The organism is Pseudomonas asplenii (assembly GCF_001293465.1).
Lineage (GTDB): Bacteria > Pseudomonadota > Gammaproteobacteria > Pseudomonadales > Pseudomonadaceae > Aquipseudomonas > Aquipseudomonas fuscovaginae_B.
The window spans coordinates 287139-308860 of the sequence record NZ_JSYZ01000004.1; the positions used below are offsets into that span (position 1 = coordinate 287139).

Here is a 21722-nt window from a genome sequence, read left to right on the forward strand (position 1 = left end):
GGTTTTTAACGCCGCATAACCAAGTTTCAAGCGATTTCGTACATAGCCTAGGTGATCGCCATTGCAGCGATGGCTAGGCCGCCGGCCCCTTCGCGGGCAAGCCCGCTCCTACGCGGCAACCGACCTGTAGGAGCGGGCCTGCCCGAGGACTCGAACCACAGGCCCGGAACCCAGCGGGCGTTATTTCGAAACGACCTGAAGAACTGTCAACTCTGACAGTAGCCACCCACGCCCTGGCAGCCCAACATGGAAGCGGATCAAGAACCTCAAGCAAAGCCGTATTGAGCCTGTGCCCCCCATGGTCCCCCGAGGACTGTTGCCATGAAGCCCACTACCTGCCTGCTACTGATGCTCTCGCTCATGCCCTGTGCCCACGCGATCGACCTGACTCCCGGCCAGACCAACGGCCGCGGCCGGATTCCCGGCGCCTATGGCAACACGCCCGGCGGCGACCCCGCCTACAACTTCCCCATGACCTTCCGTACCGGCGACGGCGACTGGGCGAGCGACCTGTCCCTGCCCGACCTGGCGCCCGCCGCAGCCCAGCTTACGGTCAGCACCGGCGCCAGCTACCCCAGCGTGCTGTCCCTGAGAAACACCGACATCGGCGTCCAGTCCATCTCCATGAACCGCGGCGATAGCCTGGCATTCCTCTACGACAGCGCCAGCCAACGCTGGAAGGTCCAGACCCATGAATACACCCCCAACACCGTCGGCGCGGTCATACCCGACTTCACCTCGCCACGGGTCATTCGCTACAGCCTGGGCGATGGTGACTGGACCGACAACGTCACCCTGCCCGGCAATGCCGGCGACGGCAACATCGTCCTGGTCCGGTCCGATGCCACCTACTCGACCACTATTTCGCCACCGCCCGGTACCGGCGACCCCGTGGTCATGAACCGGGGCGAAAGCTACGCCTTCGTCTACCAGTACGCCAGCAATCGCTGGAACGGCACCCGCATACGCTATCTGTCCAACCCCATCGCCCAGCGCCTCAACGACAACTACAACGAGGTCAAGAACGATTGCCTGGAATACGGCAGCCGTGCGCGCCGGGGCCACTACTACTGCAGCGGGAACATCATCCGCGCCACCACCGATGGCAACTACAACCCCTGGGAGCGCCCCAGTACCGGATCGACCTCGTACTCATGGATCCGCAAGGACATCGGCACCGACCATCTCTACCGCCCCGTCGGCTTCATCCTGCGCTCGCCGCTGTATGCAGCCATCCGGGGGCTGCCGGGCATTTCCGTGGGCTGGACCTGCCTCTACCCTTTCGACGGCTGGACCAACAGCGGCAAGGACTGTGATGGCATTACCGCGCAAGTCGCCGCGGCGGCCGGCTGGCCCTTCAACCCCTCACCGGCCCCACGCCCGCCAACCGGCAACAGCGGCTACGCGTTCGGCTCCTGCGACAAGCTGGGCATCACCACCCGGGAGCAATGGCTGCAGTTCTTCGCCGTCGGCCAGAACGCCCTGTGGAACCAGTGTTCCTGGAACGTCGACAGCCAGACCAGCTGGAATGCCATGCTGGCGATCCACCAATCCGACATCACCCCCTATTCCCAGATCGATCCGCAAAGCGGCATCGACGCCAGCTGGTACAAACCCGGCCACAACGAGCTGCGCCTGAACAATGCGGCCAGCAACACGACGCTGAACGCACAGGCCATCGAGGCGATCTATTTCGATGTCAACGCCCAACCCGGCTCACTCGATTCGGCCAGGAACTTCCAGCGCAAGCTGGGCCAGGCCGGCTACCCATCGGTGCCGATCGTCCAGCTGAATTTCCGCGCCGCGCCCAGCGAGCGTTTCAACTTTGCGGCCAGCGATCAGGCAGAAACCTACAATCGCGCCCAGTGCACCCAGTACATCGACTCGGCCACCTGGATCCAGCGCTACGACCCCGGCACCGGGAAAAATGAATGGACCCTGTCGGTGCTGCCCACCGAGTGCGGCAGAAACATCCAGTCGGACCAGAGCGACAAGGCCTATGCCGAACTGCTCCAGACCTACGGCAACGATCCGGCCTGGAAAAACAATGATGGCGGTGGCATGCGGCGCCAACTGATCTGTCACCTGGCGATCGCCCGCCAGAAGGCCCCGTGGAATCTGGAACCTTTCCGCCCTGACGTATCCCAGCAGGCGGCCATCGACGCGGGGTGCAATCCCGTCTCCCGGTAGCGCCGGGCACACCCTACCTATCTACCTCACGCCGGGCAGGCACGGCGCCTAGCGTAGCCGATTCGAATCACGTATCGGACCCACGCTCATGTCCAACGCCCCCACCAACCTGCCCGTTGCCCCCACCCGGCCGGAGGTCCTGTTGGCCGCCGCCAGCCAAAAATACGACTACTCCATCAGCAGCGCCGGCCACCTGCTGAACCTGATGGTCCCGACGGAGATACGCGAGGCCCTGAACAACGCGCGAACGGTCGACGAGGCCCGCGCCACGCTGTCCCGGCTGTGCCGTCAGCCGACCTTGCTGCAGGCCCTGAAAGACATCAGCGGCACGCCCCTCCCCTCCGGCGGGGCCGCCTGGGCCGCCCTGGCCAGCCTGGTGCGCGCCACCGGCATCAGCGCCGATTGGGCCAGGGATAACGGCCAGGCGTCGATCGCCGCCTTCATTGCGCCCGGGCTCGGCGAACAGCGGATCGACTTCCTGCAGGCCGTATTCATCCGCGTCCTGCTGACCCGGAACTACGCCGCCCCGGAGGCCCCCGCCAGCGGCGTGGGCACGCCGCCGCCCCCCCTGGAAAGCCCTGCACGGCTGGCGGACAGTGCCCAGCCAGGCGCCAACCTGGCGCTGCTCAGCGCGCTGCTGCCGACGACCACGCCCCCACGACCACTGGCCTCGGCCCTGCTGGCGTACCTGGGGGTCTACGACCTGTCGACCCGTATCCCCACGCACTGGAGTACCGTCGAGGACTATCAGTTTCTGCGTGCCCTGCCGCACTTCCAGACGCTGGCCGCAAGGATGGGCGACGGCACGACCGACACGCCGGCTTCGCCAGGGCAACAGGCCCACCTGCTGATCCAGGCGCTGCTGGCCACGGTGGAAACCGACGTCAGCGACCTGTGGCCACTCGGTACCGAATTGGGCACTGCGGACGCCGTCGCCGGCCAGGGCTGGCACGTACTACGCGACAGCGCCCTGCGCGACATCGGCCAGCAGTTGCTGGCCCGGCACAGTGTCGATGACCCGGAACAGGCGAAGTTCCTCGCCCGCCTGCTGCTGCAGCGCGAGCGCCCCGAATGGTTTCTCGAGGACGTCGAGACCATCCACAACGACTACGCCCGGGACGTGGCCTCCATCACCTGGCGCTACGTCACCCGCCTGTGCGAAGCGCTGGCGCCGCGCTCGACCCTGGGCAAGCCCCTCGGCGAAGTGGTGCGCCTGGCCGGCGCGCTGGAAAAGCTCGCCGGCGTCTGCGCGCTGGACCCGGGCACCGGCCAGGCAAGGCCCGCCGATGCCAATGAACTCGGCACCCTCAGCGGATTGCTGCTGGCCGAGTCCACCCAGGCCTGGGGCAGCGTCTGGCAGGCCAGAAACGCCGCGCAGTTGCTCGACACCCTGAACCGGGTCGAACAGAACCATCGGGGCCTGCTCGAGCACCTCGGCGCGGAAAAACCGCCGGACCTGACGAAACTGGCCAGGCAGGCCCTGCGCGCGCGCAAGGCCGACCCGGACGAACGGGTCCAGGTCACCGAACACGCGGACACCTATTTCAACTTCTCCCCCTCCCCCAATCAGGTGCTGCGCAGACCCGACCCGACCTGGACGGTGTCGGCCGTGCAGCGCTTGCTGATGAAGGATGCCGGGATTTTCGAGGAGGAGCGCGCCACGGTGGTCGGCCAGTACCAACAGCAGATCGCCCGGTACGCCAACGCGCGCCTGCCCCTGGTGGAAATACGCATCTCGCAGATCCTGCAGCAACTGGCGCCGCAAACCCTCAAGCGCCTCGACAGCGGGCGCTGGCGCGTGCACCAGTTGTCTTCGCGCAACGCCCAGCTCTATCAGGAAGGGATTTTTGCCGTGGTGGAAATGGCCCCCGAGGGCAAGCGACCGGCCCTCTACCTGGCGGCCCGAAAGGACCCGTCCGGAGTGTTCTTCCTGCGCCCGGAAAATGTCCAGGACATGCGGAAGAAGGAACAGGGCGGCCCCCTCGACACGCTACTCAAATACAACCTGGTCGTGCACCTGGGCGGCAAGATCATCAAGGTCATCAGCGAAGCGGCCCAGGATGTGCCCGTCGAGGGGATAGGCCTGGAGCCCGGCGCCTGGCAGGACGGTAAACCGGCGGCGGACCGATCCAGCCTGCACCCGCTCGACCCCGGCAGCGCGGCCTGGCAACTGGCACGCCAGTTGGCCAAGCCCCTGTGGCTCGACCCCATGGTCTGGGAAGCCGCCCACGAGGTCGACCGCAAAGGCCGTGCCCCCTGGCAGAGCGGCGCCAGCTTCAGCCTGTGGTCGCTGATCCCGCTCTACGACTACTTCAAGAAACCCGTTGCCGAGCGCGGCGAGGAGGATCATCGCTCGGCCCTGTTCGACGTCGGCACCCTGTTCGCGCCCGGCGCCGGTCATGCCAGCCGGGCCATGTCGCTGCTGGCCCAGGCGGCCTTGAGCGCCGCGCGGGCCGGCCTGCTGCGAACCCTCGGCCAGGGGCTCACGCTCAAGACCGTGATCGGCGGCCTGCAAGGGGTAATTAACGCCACCGCGTCGCCGCTGTTTCGCCAGGGCCTGCGGGCGGGTGGCCTGCAGTTGACCCAGGCCGCCGGGGAAACGCTGCTGAATATTTCGCCGGTCCCCCTGCCCAACACGCGCTGGTTCGGCAAGCGCAGCCAGCAGCTCTGGCAATGGCTGCCGGGCCCGCAACTGAGGGAAAAGGCCACGCGGCTGATCGATGAGGTGCTGACCAACCGCCTGCGGCCGGCGAACCTTGGCAACCTCAGTGCCTACGTCGTCGAGGATGGCGAAGCCCTGCTCCGTCAGGCCCGCCCGCACCGCTTCAATGGCAGCGCCAGCCTCTACCACGCCAGGGACAGCCGCAACGCCGACCGCTGGCTGATCCGCTACACGGATGACACGCGCCGCGAAAAGGTCTACGAGATCAAGGGCAGCTTCAAGCCGCAAAACCACTACGTGGAGATCATCGACCCCATCAGCCGAAAAACCGTGCTGACGGTGGGCAACCAGGCGGGAACCTGGCAGCGGCTCGCGGCCAAGGGTGGCGTGCTGCCCAGCAATGGGCGCAAGATCACCTACCCGATCATCCAGCAGTGGCAGGACCTGGTCAAAACCGACAGCAGCAAGGCCACGCTGAAATTCCAGGCGCAGTTTGCCAAGTCCCACGGGCTGAAGGACAGAAGCCTGTGGGAGTACGTCTCGGTCAATGGCGAACTGGCCGATGAGGGGAAATTCCTCCAGGCCGAGGCCGCGGGCCGCACCTTCAGCCCGCCCACCGTACAGCAACTGCGGGAATGGCGGGACATGCCCGCCGCCGTCCGCCGCAAGACCTCGCAATTCCAGTTCGCCATGGACCACGGCATCCAGTTGCGCGCCCTGGCCCGCCAGGCCAGGAAAACCGGTGAACTGAACTGGCAGGGGCAATATGCCGTCGACCTGGATGAAGGCCGAATCTTCCACGCGCCCACTGCGGATGACCTCAACGCCTGGCGCAACCTGACCCCGGGCCATGCCATCCCCTGGTACGAGTTCGCCCGCGAGCACAGCATCAACCCGAAGACCTTTTCCCGCCTGATCAACCGCGGCCACAAAGCGGACGGTGCCCTGAGTGTGATGGGCGAACATTCGATCAAGCAGAAGACCGGGCAGACCTTGCGCGACGTCACCGCCGCGGATATCCAGGCCTGGCGCGACCTGTCACCGGCCGAACGCAAGCAAACCAGCCGGGAACGGTTCGCGGTGGCTCGTCACATCAACCCGAACATCCTCGGCAGGCACATCACCACACAGGGCGAACTCAAGCCACTCGGCGAGTTCCGGGTCAACCAGGCCGCCGGTATCGAATACCACGAGCCCACCGTGCAGGAGATCATCGAGTGGCGGGACCTGCCCAGGGCCGAACGCGAAAAGACCTCCCGCGACCGCTTCGCCCTCGACCGGCGCATCGACGTGCCGGGCTTCCAGATCCATGTGAAGGCCAACGGCGAGTTGACGGCGGTCGGCGAGGTCAAGATCCGGCCCGGCGATGAAACATTCCGGCCGCTCACCGCCCAGGACCTGGTCGACTGGCGCGACCTGTCGGCAGCGGAACGCAAGCAGACCAACCGGAAAAAGTTCGCCATCGCCCGCGAACTCAACCCCCGGGTATTCGCCGATGAGGCCCAGGCCTCCGGTGAACTCAAGCCTCCAGGGCAGTTTCGCGTCGACAAGGCCAATGGCGTGGAATTCCATGAGATGACCGCCGAAGAACTGGTCGCCTGGCGAGACCTGTCCAGGGCCGAACGCAAGCTGATGCCCTGGCACCGGTTCGCCCTGGAGCGTCAGATCGATCTGAAGAGCTTCCACCAGTTCAGCTACACCAACGGCAAACTCAAGGACATCGGGCTGTTCAAGGTCAACGCCGCCGCCCGGCAGCGCGCCGCCGCGCCAGACGGCCAGCCAGCGCTACCGCCCGCCCAGGCGGCATCAGCCGAGGGACCGCCGGCCAAACGTGGCCGGTACGCGCCGAAGGCGGCGATGTCGCCGGCCGAGGCGAAAAAATACGTGGCCCACCGTGTGCTGGAGTTGCAATCGCAACTGCCGTCCTACACAAAGGACAAGACCACCATGGCCGTGGCGCTGCTGGACGACCCCGACGGTCGACAGATCACCGCCATCGCCTCCAGCAATCCCAGGGGCTACCTGCCCAAGGGGGTCACCGTGAAAAAACACGAGCACTTCGTCCGTGGCAATCTGCACGCCGAAGCCGACATCCTCGAATGGGCCGCCCAGCACCAGTACCAGGTGGCGGTGATCGGCGCCGGCCGGCCCATCTGCCGCCCCTGTGCCGAATTGATCGAAGCGGCCCAGGCCGTTCCCGCCACATCGCTGAAGAAGGTATGAACATGAACACTCGACTCGCCACGGTAGCGCCAGAACTGGTGAACTGGGCCGAAAGCCTGCCGGCAGCCCGCCGCCGAACGCTCGCCTGCGCGGTGGCGCAATGGGCCTGCGCCAGGACCGATGTGGCCGGGCTGCTGGGCGAAGGCCCGCTGCAACGCCTGCTGCAACCCGGCTACCACGCCACGGCGCAGGACCGCGCCCTGCTCGGCGCCAAGGCCGATGAACTGGACGAACAGTACTTTCGCCTCGCCGATGAAGGGGAGATTTCGGAGCAGGCCCTGGGCGGGTTCGAACAGGCCAGGGCGCTGTCCTCGCTGCTCTGCTCGTTCGATGCAGGCAACCTGCCGAGCCTCTGCGACACCCTGTACGAAGCGCAGGCGGTGACCGATGACCTGCCCGCCTTCGAGCAACTGTGCCGAAGCTACGCCATGCCATAGATACCTACCACATCCGCACGTGGCCCCGCCCCTAGTGTGTCCGATTCGAACCACGAATCGGACCACAGGCCATGCCCAACTCCCCCCAAGACCCTCTTCCTGCCACCGCAGCCCCTCGTTCGGCGCGCAACCGCCGCCTGATCATCGACCAATTGCCCACCTGGCTTTCCGGTGCCAGCCTCGAACGGCGCCAGGCTTTCGCCGCCTGCCTCAAGCGCAGCCAGGCGTCCAAGGCCGCCCTGGCCAAACACCTCGACGGCTTCAAGAGCGTCAGGGAATTTGCCGCCCCGCTGCTGGCCCGGGCCCTGCTGAAACACTACGGCCCGGGCCTGGACGTGCACCAGGATCGGCTCAAGCACGTCCACATCCTTGCCGCCGCCACCCTCGGCAGCCCCCGCCAGGAACAGATCGTCAACCAGAGCCTGCTGCAGGCGGCGCTGCAGAATTTCGAAAGCAGCGAAACCGGCCATTTCGGTTTCGACCGCGGCTCGGCGATCCTGCGCACCAGCAGCCTGCCGCTCAAGCACGCGATCACCCCGCCGGACTTCGCCAGCCTGGCCCGCCAACTCGACCTGGGCGGCCAGTACCAGAAACACATCGAAGGCTTTCTGCTGTCTGCCGAGCCGGGTCAGCGCGCCGGCTACCGCCAGTTGTTCGAGCGCCAGCAACGCGACGAACTGGCCCTGCAGACGGAAATCGCCCGGCTGCAGGGCCAGCTGGACGAGGCCGCCTACCAGATGCTGCAGAGCCTGCTCGACCCGGACCGCACGCCCAGCTGGGACCAGCGCCCGATCAGTTGCAACACCCTGACCCTGCTCGACTTCGCCAACCCCAGCGGCAGCTACGGTGCCCTGCTCAAGGGGGTCCTGCTGATCGAACGCCAGGCGCCGTCGGGCAGCAGCGAGGCCCCCTGCGTGCTCTACCTCGCCGGTGAGCCGAAAGGGGCCGTGCGCCAATACGCCTCGCGCCAGGCCGTGCATGACGACCTGCGCGAACGCCTGCGCGACAGCCACTATCAGACCTTCTTCCGGCGCTACGTGCACGTGCGCAGCCAACCGGCGTTCTTCCAGGCGCTGGCCGAATGCCTGGCCCCCCTGGACCGCCTCACGGGCCAGCGCAAGCCGGCAACGAATGCCGACCTGCAATTGCAACTGGGCTCCCTCGGCGATGACCCGCTGGACGAATTCTGCGTGTTGCAAACCGTGAAGCGGCTCGACGACGCGCGGGTCACCGCGGTCCCCACCGACGACGAGGACCGGAAAACCCGCAACGCCCGCCTCAAGTCCCTGCTCAACTGGACCGAGAACCTGCTGTTCCTGGTTCCCGGGCTGGGCGAAGCCATGCTCGCGGTGGCCGGCGGGCAACTGCTGGTGCAGCTCTTCAACGGCATCGAGCAGTGGCGGCACCATGAGCAGGAACAGGCCGTGCTCGGTTTTCTCGGCGTGGTGCTGAACCTCGAACTGCTCGGCCTGGCGACCGCGATGCACGTCGATTTCGACGGCGCGGACTTCATCGAGGGGCTGCACCCGATCAGCCCCGAGCCCGGCAAACAGGCACTCTGGAAAGCCGACCTGGCGCCCTACGAACAGACCCTGCCCGAGCTCGGCCGGGCGCACCCCGACGCCACCGGCCTCACTCACCACCAGGGCGCCGCCTACCTGAAACTGGAAGGCCGCCACTACCGGGTCGGCCCCGACAACGGCCGCCATCGCTTCCGCCTGCGCCACCCCAACCGCGCCGAGGCCTACGCGCCGCTGCTGCGGCATAACGGCAAGGGCGCCTGGCAACTGGAATTCGAACGGCCCGAGCAATGGCAACAGCCGCAGCTGTTTGCCCGGCTGGACCCACAGGCCGCCAGCCTCGACAGCGAGTCGGCCAACCGCGTCCTGCAGGCCAGCGGCATCGACGAACGCCTGCTGCGGCGCATGCACATGGACCGCCAGGCACCGCCCGCGCTGCTGCAGGACAGCCTCACCCGCTTCCGGCTCGACCAGGACCTGAGCCAGTTGATCCGGCGCCTGAGCAGTGGCGCCGCGGCCGACGGCTCGCTGAACGAGCTGCACATGGAACTGCAACTGCTCACCAGCGAACCGGTCTGGCCGCGCACCAAGGTCCTGCGCCTGCTCAACCGCCAGCGTGCGCAGATCCAGGAATACCCGGCCGGGCAGCCGCCGGAGGTCAGCCGCATCGACCTGCAATGGCCGGGCCTCGATGCCAACCGCCTGCTGAGCCACGTGCTGGAAAACCTCACCGAGGGTGAAATCCGCACCCTGCTGGACGAGGAGTTCGGCGCCGGCCCGTTCAGCCTCCAGACCCGCACCGCCAACCTGCGGCGCAAGCTGGCCTCCCAGGCGAGCGTGCAGCGCCAGGCCCTGTTCACCTCGCACTACCGCTACCGGACCCAGTCGGAGCTGCCCGCGGCCGCGGTGATCCAGCGCGACTTTCCCGGGCTGTCGAGCCCCATCGCCGAAGAGCTGGCGAGCAACGCCCGCCCGCTCGAACTGCAGCAACTGCTCAACGCCCGCCGGGTACCGCTGCGCCTGGCCGAAGAGGCGCGCCACTACCTGCGCAACCAGCGCCTTACGCGTGCCGTCGAAGGGCTCTACCTCGCGTCCAGGCCCAACCCCGACAGCGACCGCCTGATCCTGCGCCTGTTGCAAAGGCTGCCCGGCTGGCCGCGGCAGGTGCGGCTGGAGATCCGCGAGCGCACCGTCAATGGCGCCCTGCTGGACAGCATCGGCGACGAGTCGGCGAGCATCCGCAAGATCCTGGTGCGCAACGGCGGCGGTTACGACACCTACGACGCCCAGGGCCAGGAACTGCACGCCGCCGACGACCTGTATGCCAGCGTCCTGCACGCCCTGCCCGATGCCGAACGCCAGGCCCTGGGCTTTCCCGGCACCCACGAGGCCGAGGGCCTGCGCCAGCGCCTGCTGCAACAGCCGCTGCCGCCGCGCCGGGAGCTGGAAAAACTGCCCGGCCTGCCGCCCATCCGCCCCGGTTACCAACCGCCCATGCGCCTGGCCGATGGCCGGCTCGGCTATCCGCTCAGTGGCAGCGGTGCCGGCGGACGGTCCCTGGGCTCACGCTCGGCGGCCTTCACCGAACTGGCCGAGCGCCTGTACCCGGATCACGCCTGGCAGGAAGTGCAAAGGTTTCTCGGCCTGCAGGGCCTGAACGAAGGCGCGGCCGTGCGCCGTCTCGAAGCGTTGGAGGCCGAATACAACACCCTCTGCGCCGAACTCGATGCCTGGTCGACGGCCGCCCCGGGGTCCATCGCCAACCAGCAGTTGCGCAGCCAATTGGCGGACAGTCTCATACGCTGCTGGCGCCGCGCCCCTTCCACCAGTTCCACCCTGGGCGGTGTCCAGTTCAACTTCCTCACCATGGGCGACCTGACGCCCCTGCCCACGCTCTCGGCGGACTTCAGCCATGTCAGCGAACTGACCCTGCTGCATGGTTTCCCGAATGCCCCGAGCAACATCGACGGGTTTCTCGCGCGCTTCCCCAGGCTCCAGCAACTGAGCATTCGCGGCGGCATCCTCCAGGAACTGCCTGCGCGCCTGGAGTCGATGACGCAACTGACCCACCTGGACCTGAGCAGCAACCGCATCGTCCTCACCCCACAGGACGCCAGCCGACTCGCCGCCCTGACCCGCCTGAGAAGCCTGAACCTGGGCCGCAACCCGGCACTGGGACGCACACCGGACTTCAGCGCGATGACCGAACTGGTCTACCTCTACCTCAACGACTGCGGGCTCGCGACCTGGCCCAGCGGTTTTGAACGACTGCACGGGCTGAACCTGCTGAACCTGCGCTCCAACCGCCTGACCCATGTGCCGTCGGCGCTGCTGCGCACCAGCCAGGAAGGACAGCGGATCGCCAGGGCCCTCGACCTGTTCAACAACCCCATCGACAACCTCGATGACGTCGTCGAGTACTACGAAGAGACCGATATCGACTTCAACCTGGAGCTGCCGATCGACTCGGAGGACGATGACCTGTCACTCGACGATGAGCCCATCCACAACCCGCACCTGCCCCGCGGCCCGGTGTCCCGGGATGGGGAGGCCTGGCTGCAGGGGCTGGCGCCCCAGGAGCAGGAAGCCTTTCACAATGACTGGCTGCTGTTGGCCAATGAAGAGCCGGCGGAGCAGTCCGAGGCGTTCTTCCGGGTGATCCAGGACCTGCAAAAGTCCGCCGACTATCTGGACACCCGCCTGCGCCCGCGGGTGCTGGACAAGGTCCGCCGCATGGTCCGCGCCATGGTCGCCGACACCGCGCTGCGCGAGAAGCTGCTGCTCAAGGCCAACGCCCCGGATACCCATGCCTGCGAAGACGGCATCACCGTGGTGTTCAGCGACATGGGCCTGGATGTGCTGGAACACGAGGCCTATGCCCAGCCCACCCCGCAGCAGATCGAAGCCAGCCTGCTGGAACTGGCCCGGGGCAAATCCCGCCTGAACCGGGTCAACCAGCAGGCGCGGGCGGAGATCAATCGGCGCAAGGCCGAGGGGCGCAACCCGGATGAGGCGGAAGTCTACCTGGCCTACCGCACCGGCCTGGTCGAACGACTGAACCTGCCCTGGCAGGCCTCGACCATGCAATACGGCGAGATCGCCAACATCGACCAGGACCAGCTGGACCGGGCCTACGCCAGCATCCTCGACCTCGAACGACAGCCCCTGGATCGGGTCAGGGAAGCCTTGCGGCAAGGGTTCTGGCGGGACTACCTGGACATCCAGTACCTGCAGGAACTGGATGCGAAAAGGGCCCTGCGCGACAACAAGGGCGGTGCCCTGGATGACCTGCACGGCGCGCAACAGCGCTGGTTCGCCAGCGCCGGCCTGCCCGCGGCGGAAAAGGCCCGGCTGAAGTCGGCCATACAGGCCGCGGCCCGTATCCTCGGCATGTCGGACCAGGCGGTGTTCGCCCGCAGCATGACCGACGCCGAGTACCAGACCCTCTACGAGGCAATCGCCCGCGAGTACGAAGACGAACTGGAGCGCCTCACCCAGCAGGCCCTGCAGGAACTCGAGCCGAGGGTCGCCTGACATGCCGCGCACACCTCTGCCCCCCGTCCTCGACCTGCCTCACGCGCGCTTCATCCTGAACCGCCTGCCACGCTGGTTGAAGGACACCCACGCCGAGCAGCGCGCCGAGCTGCGCGAAGCCCTGGCGACCGCGCACCGGTCCGCCGCCAGGGCCAGCAGCCTCCTCGCCCCCCTCAAAAGCCTGGACAGCTTTGCCGAGCCCATCCTCGAACTGGAGCTCAAGGCCAGTCATCCGCAATTGCGCGACATGCAACGGGCCACCCTGGACAAGCGCTGGCAACGCGACACGTTCCTCTGGCAGGCCATCTACGACAGCAGCCCCGAGCACAGTCTGCTCGAGGCGGCCCTCTACAACTTCGAAGACTGGGAAACCCGCCGCAGTGCGTTTGGCAAGGGTTCGACCATTTACCTCACAGGCAAGGCCCAGGGCCTTCGGAGCGAGCTGCTGCCCGAGGAGTTCGCCCAACGTTGCCGACAACTCGACCTGGGCCACAAGTACCTGCAACACCTCATCCAGGTGCTCGACGACACCAACCCGGCGAACGAGCCGCTGGGCTCGGGGAGCAAGCATCAGGTATTCATCAGGCATCAGCGCAACTGCTTCCAGGCCGAACTGCAGATGGCCTACCTGAGTGGCAACCTCACCCAGGAAAGCCTCCAGGCGCTCAAGGTGTTCCTGTTGCACTACGACGCCACCTACGGCAGACGCCTGCGTTGCCACCGGGTCAAACTGCTGGGGCAGATCCTTCCCGGTCTCATCCACTTCGCGGCCGACCCTGACAATGACCAGGGGCGCTGCGCGGTCTATTTCGCCGGGCACCCCACCAACCCGGTCAGGGAGTACAGCTCCCTGAGGATGTTCCAGGTCGCGCTGATGGCGCAACTCAATTCGGCAAACCTGCGACAGCAGTTGGGCCAGCTCCTGCCGCTCGATCACCAGGAGCCGCTGCTGCTGGCCAAGCTGAAAAAAGCCATGCAGAGTTCCAGCGCACCGGACACCCAGCTCGTCAGCCTGTCCGGCTGGATCGAAGAGGATGTGTTCGAGGAAACCCACCGATTGCGGCTGCTGCACCTGATGAGCGACCTCGGCAGGCTGGCGCCGTCGGCCAAAGACGTCAACGCCGAGCGGCGTGAGCAACTGCTCGATGAGTTCAAGCTGGCCGGCCTGGACCTGCTGTCCAGCCTCAAGGACCGCATCCCCCGGTTCAAGCGAACGCTGGCGGCCCCACCGGAGATGGTCGGTACGAACGCCATCTTTCAGGACCTCCACACCTGGGGCAAGGCCGAGCGGCTGGCGGCCGCCCTCCATCTGCTCAATATCGTCGAGGCCCAGGCGAGCGGCCAGGTGACGCAACCGATGCACACCGAGGGCCGCTCACTGCCCGAACTGATCCGCGTTCGCGCCAAGGGCGGGACGCGCCTCTGGAAGCCCGACCCAAGCCACTACCGGGTAGCCCTGCGCCTGCCCGAAGGCCAATGGCAGACCAACGCCCTGGGGCTTCATGAAGTGGCGGGCAAGCACTATCTGCTGCTGGACGAATCGTATTACGAGGTCCGCTACGACGGACATCACGGCCACTGGCACATCCTCGGCCAGACCCAGCCGGAGATCTACTCGCCCCCGCTGCGGCACAACGGCGTCGGTGCCTGGCGCACGATACACGAGGACGTCAGGCAATGGTCCGACGCCAGGCTGATCGCACGCCTGTCCCCGCTGGCAGCCCAGTTGCCGCGCCCACTGGCCGATGCCCTGCTGCCTCTGGGCAACACCAACCTGCACACCCTGCGACAACTTCACAAACACCACCGCCGCACCCCGCCGCTGCTGCTCGACAGCCTCAAGCGCCTGTGGATCCTGAAGGAAATCGAGGGTTTCAACCTCGATCAACCCCGCGACAATGCCTGCTCCACACTCTGTTCGGCCATCCGCTCATACCTGGAGAAACTGCTGTCCGACGTGCCGGCCGGCACACAGTTGCGGTTCAGGGAGCAGAACTCGCGCAAGTTCATCCAGTACCCCAAGGGCTCGCGCTGGGTCGACGTCGATGAAGCGTACTGGCTGCCCGATCTGCTCGAGCACCTGTACCAGCAGTTGGATCACCCCAGCGCCACCACACAGCGGCATCTGCGTGAAGAACACCCCAAACTGCCCTTGAGCTTCCTGGAGGATCTGGATTTTACCCGGCAGGTTCTGGCACCGACCGAAACGGCGCTGCCGAACCTGAACAGGGAAATCAACCGGGCCCTGGAGCAGGTGCAGGTATCACGGGCATTCGAGGGGCTGCATCCGGACTGGCCGCATGCCCAACACAGTGAACGCCTGGCCTTTTCCCTGCTGGAAACATTGGCGGGTTGGCCAGAGGATATGCGTCTTGAGTTCGTGGACGACGAAGCCAGGCCGTGCCAGCCTGCGTCGGGCATCGGAGCGATCACCAGCCTGAACCACCGGCGGCTGCTGAAAAAGGGCGCCTTTTACGAGATCCAGGACCGACAGGGCAGGACACTCTCGAGCACGGCCGACTTCTACAATGCCCTGTGGCAGGTGCTGCCGACCCCGGCCCAGAGGAAGGTGAGCCAACACCACCAGATCAGCCTGGAAGAGGACAGGAGTACCGCCGATCTGAAACAGGCCTTGTTCGGGCAGGCCGCCAGGCTGCGCGGCCAGGCTCCCGCGGTGCGCAACCTGCAGCACTTCCTGGCACCGCCCATCAGCGCCTCCGCCGCGCCCCTGCCGGTGCAGTTCGCCGTCCCCGGCCGCCTGGTGTCCGGCCTGCAATTGCGTGACGACGGGATCTACTGGAACCTCAACCGTCACCCGCTCGCCAACCATGACCATCGGCACTACATTCTCGAACGTTATCGCTACTACCCGGTGACCTGGACGCCCGAGGGCTGGCGACTGCTGAACGCCAGCAACCCCTACGGTTTCTACCAGCCGCTGTTGCAGCGCAGAAGCAAAACCGACCCCAGGTGGACCCTTCATCATCCGGACCAGTTGCCGCGACTGCTGGCACAGCCCGACAGCCTGCCAGTACCGGCGGACAACGACACCCGCGACGAACGCCTGCAAAAGAAGATGTTCACCCAGGCCCAACGCGTGCGCCTGCAAACCGCCAAATCCTACCATTCCTGTGCGAATTCGCCGTTGACCTATGACCGTGTCGACAACGCCCGCTACCCGCTGCGGGACCTGGAAGGCAGGCCCATGACCATCACCCGGCTGCATTATTCCAACGCCGAGGATGCCCCCCAGACCCTGGCACGGGCGCAACAACTGCTTGCCTACCTCGGGCAGGGCGTGGAGGTGGCACGGCTTTACGAGAGCAAACTGCGCATCCGGCGCTTCCAGCCGTGGCACATGCTGTCCGCCCACGAGCAGCATCTGGTTGGCCGCTTCCGCGTCGCAGCCCGCCGCGACCTGGCCAGTGGCGAGTTGCTCGGCGTCTACGGCGGCATGCTGATTCCGTTGCTGCTCTGCCACCATCGTCGCGACCCTTTTGCCACCTGGGTCGAGGTGGACCGCTCGCTGGAATTGATGCGCCTGCGCGACGGTCGGCTGCAGACGGCCCTGCCGTGCCTGACCGCAGACAACATCCTGTCGCGGATCAACACGATCTTCGAATACGAGGACGGCGTGCCCGTCAGGCAGGCCAGGAGCGGTTACAACGTCCAAGCCATGGCCTTTCCCGTCGACATCCGCACCCATGACGGCTGTATCGAGAAGGACCGCTACTTCATCACGGCGCTGTTCACCTCCCGGGTCGTCAAGGCCGACGAGGAACTGCGCCTGAACCACGGCTACAGTCACGAGCAGATCCAGACCCTGAAAAGTGCCGAGTCCACCCGCTGACGAGCACTGCAATAGCTACCGCAACCCATGGAGGTACCGCGCCTACCCTGCCCCTTCGAACCACCAATCGGGGCCACCCCAAATGACCACCACTGCAAGCCTTACGAGCGGCGCCACCCCTGGTGCCGCCTCCCCTGCCACCCAGTTGAGCCGCCACCAGGCGTTCATCGCCAGCCGCCTGCCGGCGCCGCTCAAGCAACGGCATTCGGCCTGCCTCAAGCCGCTGCTCGACATCCCCCCCACCACCCCGGCCTGGTACAGCCAGGCCGACGCCAGCCTGCGTGGCGCCTTCGAGGCCAGCCAACTGGCGCGCTGCGCCAGCCAGCACCCGTTCGAAAGCCTGCTCGGCCAGATCACCCCGCTGGCAGCCTTCGCCGCGCCGCTGCTGCAACTGGCGATCCGGCAGACCTTCGGACTGGAACTGGATGTGCGCGACACCTATTTCGTGCGCCGCCTGCAAACGCCGCGTCCGGCCAGGCTGGGCGGGCTGCTCGACTTCTCCGCCGGCGACCCCAAGGTCAGTGGCTGGTACTGGGATGTCACGCTGCTGGAGGCGGCGCTGCATAACTTCACCGCCGACGAAGCGGCCAAGCCGCCCACCGAAGGCGACGAGTTCATCACCCGCGACCACAGCACCGAGCAGGTGCGGATCGCCGCCTACGACCGGGAGCGCGCACTGTCCCTGCGCCCCGAGCAGTTCGCCACGCTGTGCCGCCAGCTCGACCTGGGGCAACGCTACCAGGAACACCTGCACGCGGTACTCAACCCGGCCGATGCCACGCAAAAGGCCCAGGTCCGCCAGACCTGGACCACTCACCTGCACAACCAACTGGCCGAGGCGGTGCACCTGGCGCGAATGCAGGCGCACATCCCGGACGATGCCTACCAGATGCTCACGCACTGGCTGGCCGACGGCACGGACCTGCGCCTGGGCGGCCACCCGGTGCAGCCCGCGCGCCTGCGGATGCTCGGCGTCGACCTCGACGAAGTCCTGTTCCTGCGCCCCGACGCCGGCCCGTCACCGCGGCGCTGCCTGGTCTATCTGCCCAACGACGACCTGCATCCGCTGCGCCACTACGATTCCAGCACGGACTTCATGATCGACCTGCGCACGCGCCTGCACAGCGCCCGGTTCCGGCGTTTCTTCGCCCGGTTCATTGCGTTGCGTGAACAACCGGCGTTCTTCAGCGCGCTGAAAAAACGCCTGGACCCCGGCGATCGCCATGAGCTGTGGGACGACTACACCGTCGATCCCGAACGGCGCGTGGGGCTGGACCTGATCGAACTGTACCTGCCGACGGACAGCCGACACTCGCTGCCGACCCTGCTCCGGGAGCAGTGCGAATCCAGGATCGAGCGCCTGCTCGGCGACGCCCGGGCCCTGGCGGTGCCCACCGACGACGAGGATCGCCAGGCACGTATCGCGCGTTTCCTCGGCTTCGCCGACGCGGCCATGGACCTGCTCAACCTGCTGGTGTTCATCCCCGGCGTCGGCCAGGTGATGCTGCTGGCCATGGGCACCCGCCTGCTGCATGAGGTCTACGCCGGCATCGAGGCCTGGGAGGCCGGGGAAACCCGCCAGGCCTGGGCCCAACTGCTCGGCGTGGCGATGAACCTGGCCTTCATCGGCAGCGCCGGCGTGGTACTGCCGCATCTGGACAGCTCGGCCTTCGTCGACGGGCTGATCCCGGTCAGCCTGCGCCAGGGCATCACCCGGCTGTGGAAACCCGACCTCGGCCCCTATCGGCACCCGCTGCAACTGCCGGCCCGCTCCCAGCCGGATCGGCTGGGGTTGCACGAGTACCTGGACCATCAGTATCTGCCGCTGGACGACGGCTACTACCAGTTGCACGCCGACCCGCGCAGGGCCGGACGCTATCGTGCCCGCCATGGCCGCGCCGAGGAACTGCTGCACCCCTACGCCCCCGAATTCCACAGCAATGGCGCCGGCGCCTGGCGCCACGCTTTCGAACGCCCCCTGGGCTGGTCCGACGCCCGCCTGTTCCAGCGCCTCGGCCCCGAGGCCGCGCGCCTCGACGCCAGCGCCGCGCAGCGTGTCCTGCACATCAGCGGCGTCGACAACGACGTGCTGCGCGCCCTGCATCACAACCACGGGCGAACCCCCGCGCTGCTCAGCGACAGCGTGACCCGCTTCGCCCTCGACCGCGAGCTGGCGCACCTGCTGCAACGCCTGGAGAACGGCGGCAATTCGGGCGGTACCCTCGACGAACTGCACATGGAGCTGCAACTGCTGACCAGCGACCCGGTCTGGCCGGCCACCCGGGTCCTGCGGCTGCTCGACGATGCCGGGCGCACGCTTCAGGAATACCCGGCGGGCATCGACGCCCAGGTACCGCGGATCGAGGTGAGCTGGCCGCAGCTGGAGGCCGATGACCTGCTCCGCCAGGTGCTGGACCCGCTCGACGACAGCGAAATCCGCCTGTTGCTGCGCGAGGAGTTCGGCCAGGGCAGCACCAGCCTGGCGGCCAGGGTCGCGGCCCTGCGCCGACGCCTGGCCGGGGCTGCGCTCAAGCGCCGCCAGGACCTGTTCGAATCCCACTACCGCCACCGCACGGCCGCCAGCCGTGGCGAACCGGGGGCCGCCCTGTTGCAGCGCGATTTCCCCGGCCTGCCGGACCGCCTGGCCGAGGAGCTGGCCCGCGCCGCCGACGGCAACGAAAGCAAACGCCTGGCCGCCGGCCGGGTACCGCTGCGCCTGGCCGAGGAGGCCCGCTACCTGTTGCGCAACGTGCGCCTGGCGCGCCTGTACGAGCCGCTGTATCTCGATTCGGTGAGCCAGGCCGAGGGGCATCGCCTGGTGCTGCAGATGCTCGGCAAGTTGCCGGGCTGGTCCAGCCAGGTCCGCCTGGAGGTACGGGACCGCTTCTTCGCCGGCCCCCTGCTCGACAGCCTCGGCCCCGAGACGGCGCCGATCCGCAAGGTACTGGTGAGAAACGGCGAACGCTACGAGGCCCATGACGATCAGGGCCAGGAACTGCACGGTGCCGACGACCTGTACGCCAGTGTGCTGCACGCCCTGCCCGATACCCAGCGCCAGGCACTGGGTTTTCCCCATGTCGGCCAGGGCGCGCAACTGAAACAGGCACTGCGCGCCCTGCCGCCGCTGCCCCGCGCGGAACTGGCGCGGCACCTGTCGCTGCCGCCCATCAGGCCACGCTGGCGTTCGCCACTGCGCCTGGCCGATGGCCGGGTCGGCTACGTGCTGAGCGGCCGCGGCGCGGGCAACGGTCCGGGCACATCCCTCGTCAGCCGGCTGGCCCGCGAGCTGTACCCGAACCTGTCGCTGGCGCAGGTGGAAACCCTGCACGGCCTGCGCGACCTCGGCCAGGGCGCGGCGATCGGCCGGCTGCGGGCCCTGCAAGGCGAATACCGCACCCTGGAAAACGAGCTGGAGGCCTGGGTCGGCGAGCCCCAGGGCACCGAGGGCAACGGCAAACTGCGTTTCGCCGTCCAGCTCAAGCGCTGCTGGCGCCACGAGACCGATCGCGCCATCGACCACGAAGGCGACCCGATCGTCCTCGACCACCAGGGCACGCGCGTGCCCGGCCATGAACTCACCCTCACCGGCTACCCGCTGGACAGCCTGCCGCTGCTGTCCGGGCGCTTCGTGCATGTCGCCGAATTGCACCTGCGCTCGATCACGCTGCAGAACTCGCCGTCGCTGGAGCGGTTTCTGGAGGCGTTCCCCAACCTGCTGCGGCTGAACCTCTCGGGCAACCTGCTCACGCGCCTGCCGGCGGCCCTGGCGCACATGAGCCGGCTGACGCACCTGGAGCTGAGAAACAACCAACTGGTCATCCCCGCCGCCGGCACGAGCCCCCTGAGCCCGTTGCGCCACCTGCAAACCCTCAACCTGGAAAACAACCCGGACCTGGGCAGCCTGCCCGATCTGCGCCCGCTGGCCGCCCTGCGCTTCGTGAACCTGCGCAATACCGGCCTGCGCGAGATCCCACAGGGCTATGACCGCTTGCCCGATCTGCGCCGCCTCGACCTGCGGGACAACCGCATCAGCCAGGTCCCCGACGAAGTCTTCGGCCTGAGCGCCGCCCGCCAGCAACTCAACCTGTCGATCAACCTCGACGCCAACCTGATCCCCGCCGACCTGCATCGACGTATCGCCCGCTACCGCCAGCAGACCGGCATCGACCTGGGTCTGGAAGTGCTGCCCGAGAGTGACGACCTTTCCGAGTCGAGCAACAACTCGCGCCCGCACTCCCAGGCCAGCCAGCACCACAACCGCTGGGGCAGCGCCTCGCCGGTGCCACGTGACAGCGCGCCCTGGCTGCCGGGCCCGGACACCGCCGAGCACGAACTGCGGCGCGACACCTGGCTGCGCCTGGCCAGCGACGATATCGAGGCCTCCGAAGCCTTCTTCAAGGTGCTGGCCGACCTGCGAAACTCCGCCGACTACCTCCAGGGCCACGGCGCCCACCGCCCGCAACTGCTCGATCGGGTCTGGCGCATGGTCAAGGCCGCCGAGCAGGACAGCAGCCTGCGCCACCGGCTGTACCTCATGGCCAACCGCGCGGTCGACACCAGCGGCAGCATGATCGAGGCCGATACCTGTGAAGACGGCATGACCGTGACCTTCGACGACATGGGCCTGGAAGTGCTGCTGCACGAGGCCCGGGCCCTGCCCCTCGAACAGCGCGAAGAGCCGTTGTTGCGGCTGGCGCGCGGCAAGGCCCGCCTGGCCCAGGTCAAGCAGCGGGCCCGCCAGGTGATCGAGGCGCGCCGCAACAGCCAGGAAGCCGTGCATGAAGCGGAAATCCACCTGGCCTTCCGCATCGGCCTGGCCGACCGGCTGGACCTGCCCTGGCAGGCCGGGAGCATGCTCTACAGCCAGGAGGCGAACGTCGACCGGGCGACACTGGAACAGGCCAGTCGGGCCATCCTGGCCGAAGAGCGCCTGCCCGGCGAAGCGGCCAGGCGCCTGCTGGAGCAGCCGTTCTGGGAAGAATACCTGCTGGAGCGCTACGGCCAGACCCGGCTCAAGGAACCCAGGGAGCAACGCGACGACATGATCGGCGCGCTCGATGACCTGCTGGACGCCCAACGCGAATGGTTCACCGGCGATGCCCTGGACCTGGCACGCAAGAACGCACTGCAACAGACCATCAGCCAGTCGGCGCGGACCCTGGGCCTGACCCAGACCGAAGCGTTCCTCCGGGCCATGAGCGACAGTGCCTACAAAAGCCACGCCGAACGTATCGCCAGGACCTACCAGCGGGCATTGGCGCAGTTGACCGAGCAACTGCGCCAACAGCACGGGCTGTGAGCCAGCG

General features: G+C 67.2%; 6 protein-coding genes. All 6 read left to right on the forward strand.

The features are described 5' to 3' along the window. Positions 1-321: 321 nt before the first annotated feature. The gene (locus PF66_RS07785) at positions 322-2190 is read left to right on the forward strand and encodes a DUF2599 domain-containing protein (protein ID WP_054061144.1); all 1869 of its coding nucleotides are present in this window, start codon (positions 322-324) and stop codon (positions 2188-2190) included. Positions 2191-2278: 88 nt separating this feature from the next. Beyond that, positions 2279-7075 (forward strand): hypothetical protein, encoded by a 4797-nt coding sequence (locus PF66_RS07790; RefSeq protein ID WP_054062337.1) that lies wholly within the window; start codon positions 2279-2281, stop codon positions 7073-7075. 2 nt (positions 7076-7077) lie between these two features. Next, the gene (locus PF66_RS07795; RefSeq protein ID WP_054062338.1) at positions 7078-7512 is read left to right on the forward strand and encodes a hypothetical protein; all 435 of its coding nucleotides are present in this window, start codon (positions 7078-7080) and stop codon (positions 7510-7512) included. A 71-nt stretch (positions 7513-7583) separates the two neighbouring features. Next, complete coding sequence (locus PF66_RS07800) at positions 7584-12566, forward strand: dermonecrotic toxin domain-containing protein (protein ID WP_054062339.1); 4983 nt, start codon at positions 7584-7586, stop codon at positions 12564-12566. A gap of 1 nt (position 12567) precedes the next feature. Then, the gene (locus PF66_RS07805) at positions 12568-16416 is read left to right on the forward strand and encodes a dermonecrotic toxin domain-containing protein (RefSeq protein ID WP_054062340.1); all 3849 of its coding nucleotides are present in this window, start codon (positions 12568-12570) and stop codon (positions 16414-16416) included. A gap of 82 nt (positions 16417-16498) precedes the next feature. Further along, positions 16499-21715, forward strand: a complete 5217-nt coding sequence (locus PF66_RS07810) for a dermonecrotic toxin domain-containing protein (protein WP_054062341.1) — start codon at positions 16499-16501, stop codon at positions 21713-21715. The last annotated feature ends 7 nt before the right edge of the window (positions 21716-21722 follow it).

What these genes read in the sequence shown, in the direction of transcription:
- PF66_RS07810 (WP_054062341.1), top strand. Translation starts at nt 16,499, where the DNA reads ATGACCACCACTGCAAGCCTTACGAGCGGCGCCACCCCTGGTGCCGCC.
- PF66_RS07795 (WP_054062338.1), top strand. Translation starts at nt 7,078, where the DNA reads ATGAACACTCGACTCGCCACGGTAGCGCCAGAACTGGTGAACTGGGCC.
- PF66_RS07790 (WP_054062337.1), top strand. Translation starts at nt 2,279, where the DNA reads ATGTCCAACGCCCCCACCAACCTGCCCGTTGCCCCCACCCGGCCGGAG.
- PF66_RS07805 (WP_054062340.1), top strand. Translation starts at nt 12,568, where the DNA reads ATGCCGCGCACACCTCTGCCCCCCGTCCTCGACCTGCCTCACGCGCGC.
- PF66_RS07785 (WP_054061144.1), top strand. Translation starts at nt 322, where the DNA reads ATGAAGCCCACTACCTGCCTGCTACTGATGCTCTCGCTCATGCCCTGT.
- PF66_RS07800 (WP_054062339.1), top strand. Translation starts at nt 7,584, where the DNA reads ATGCCCAACTCCCCCCAAGACCCTCTTCCTGCCACCGCAGCCCCTCGT.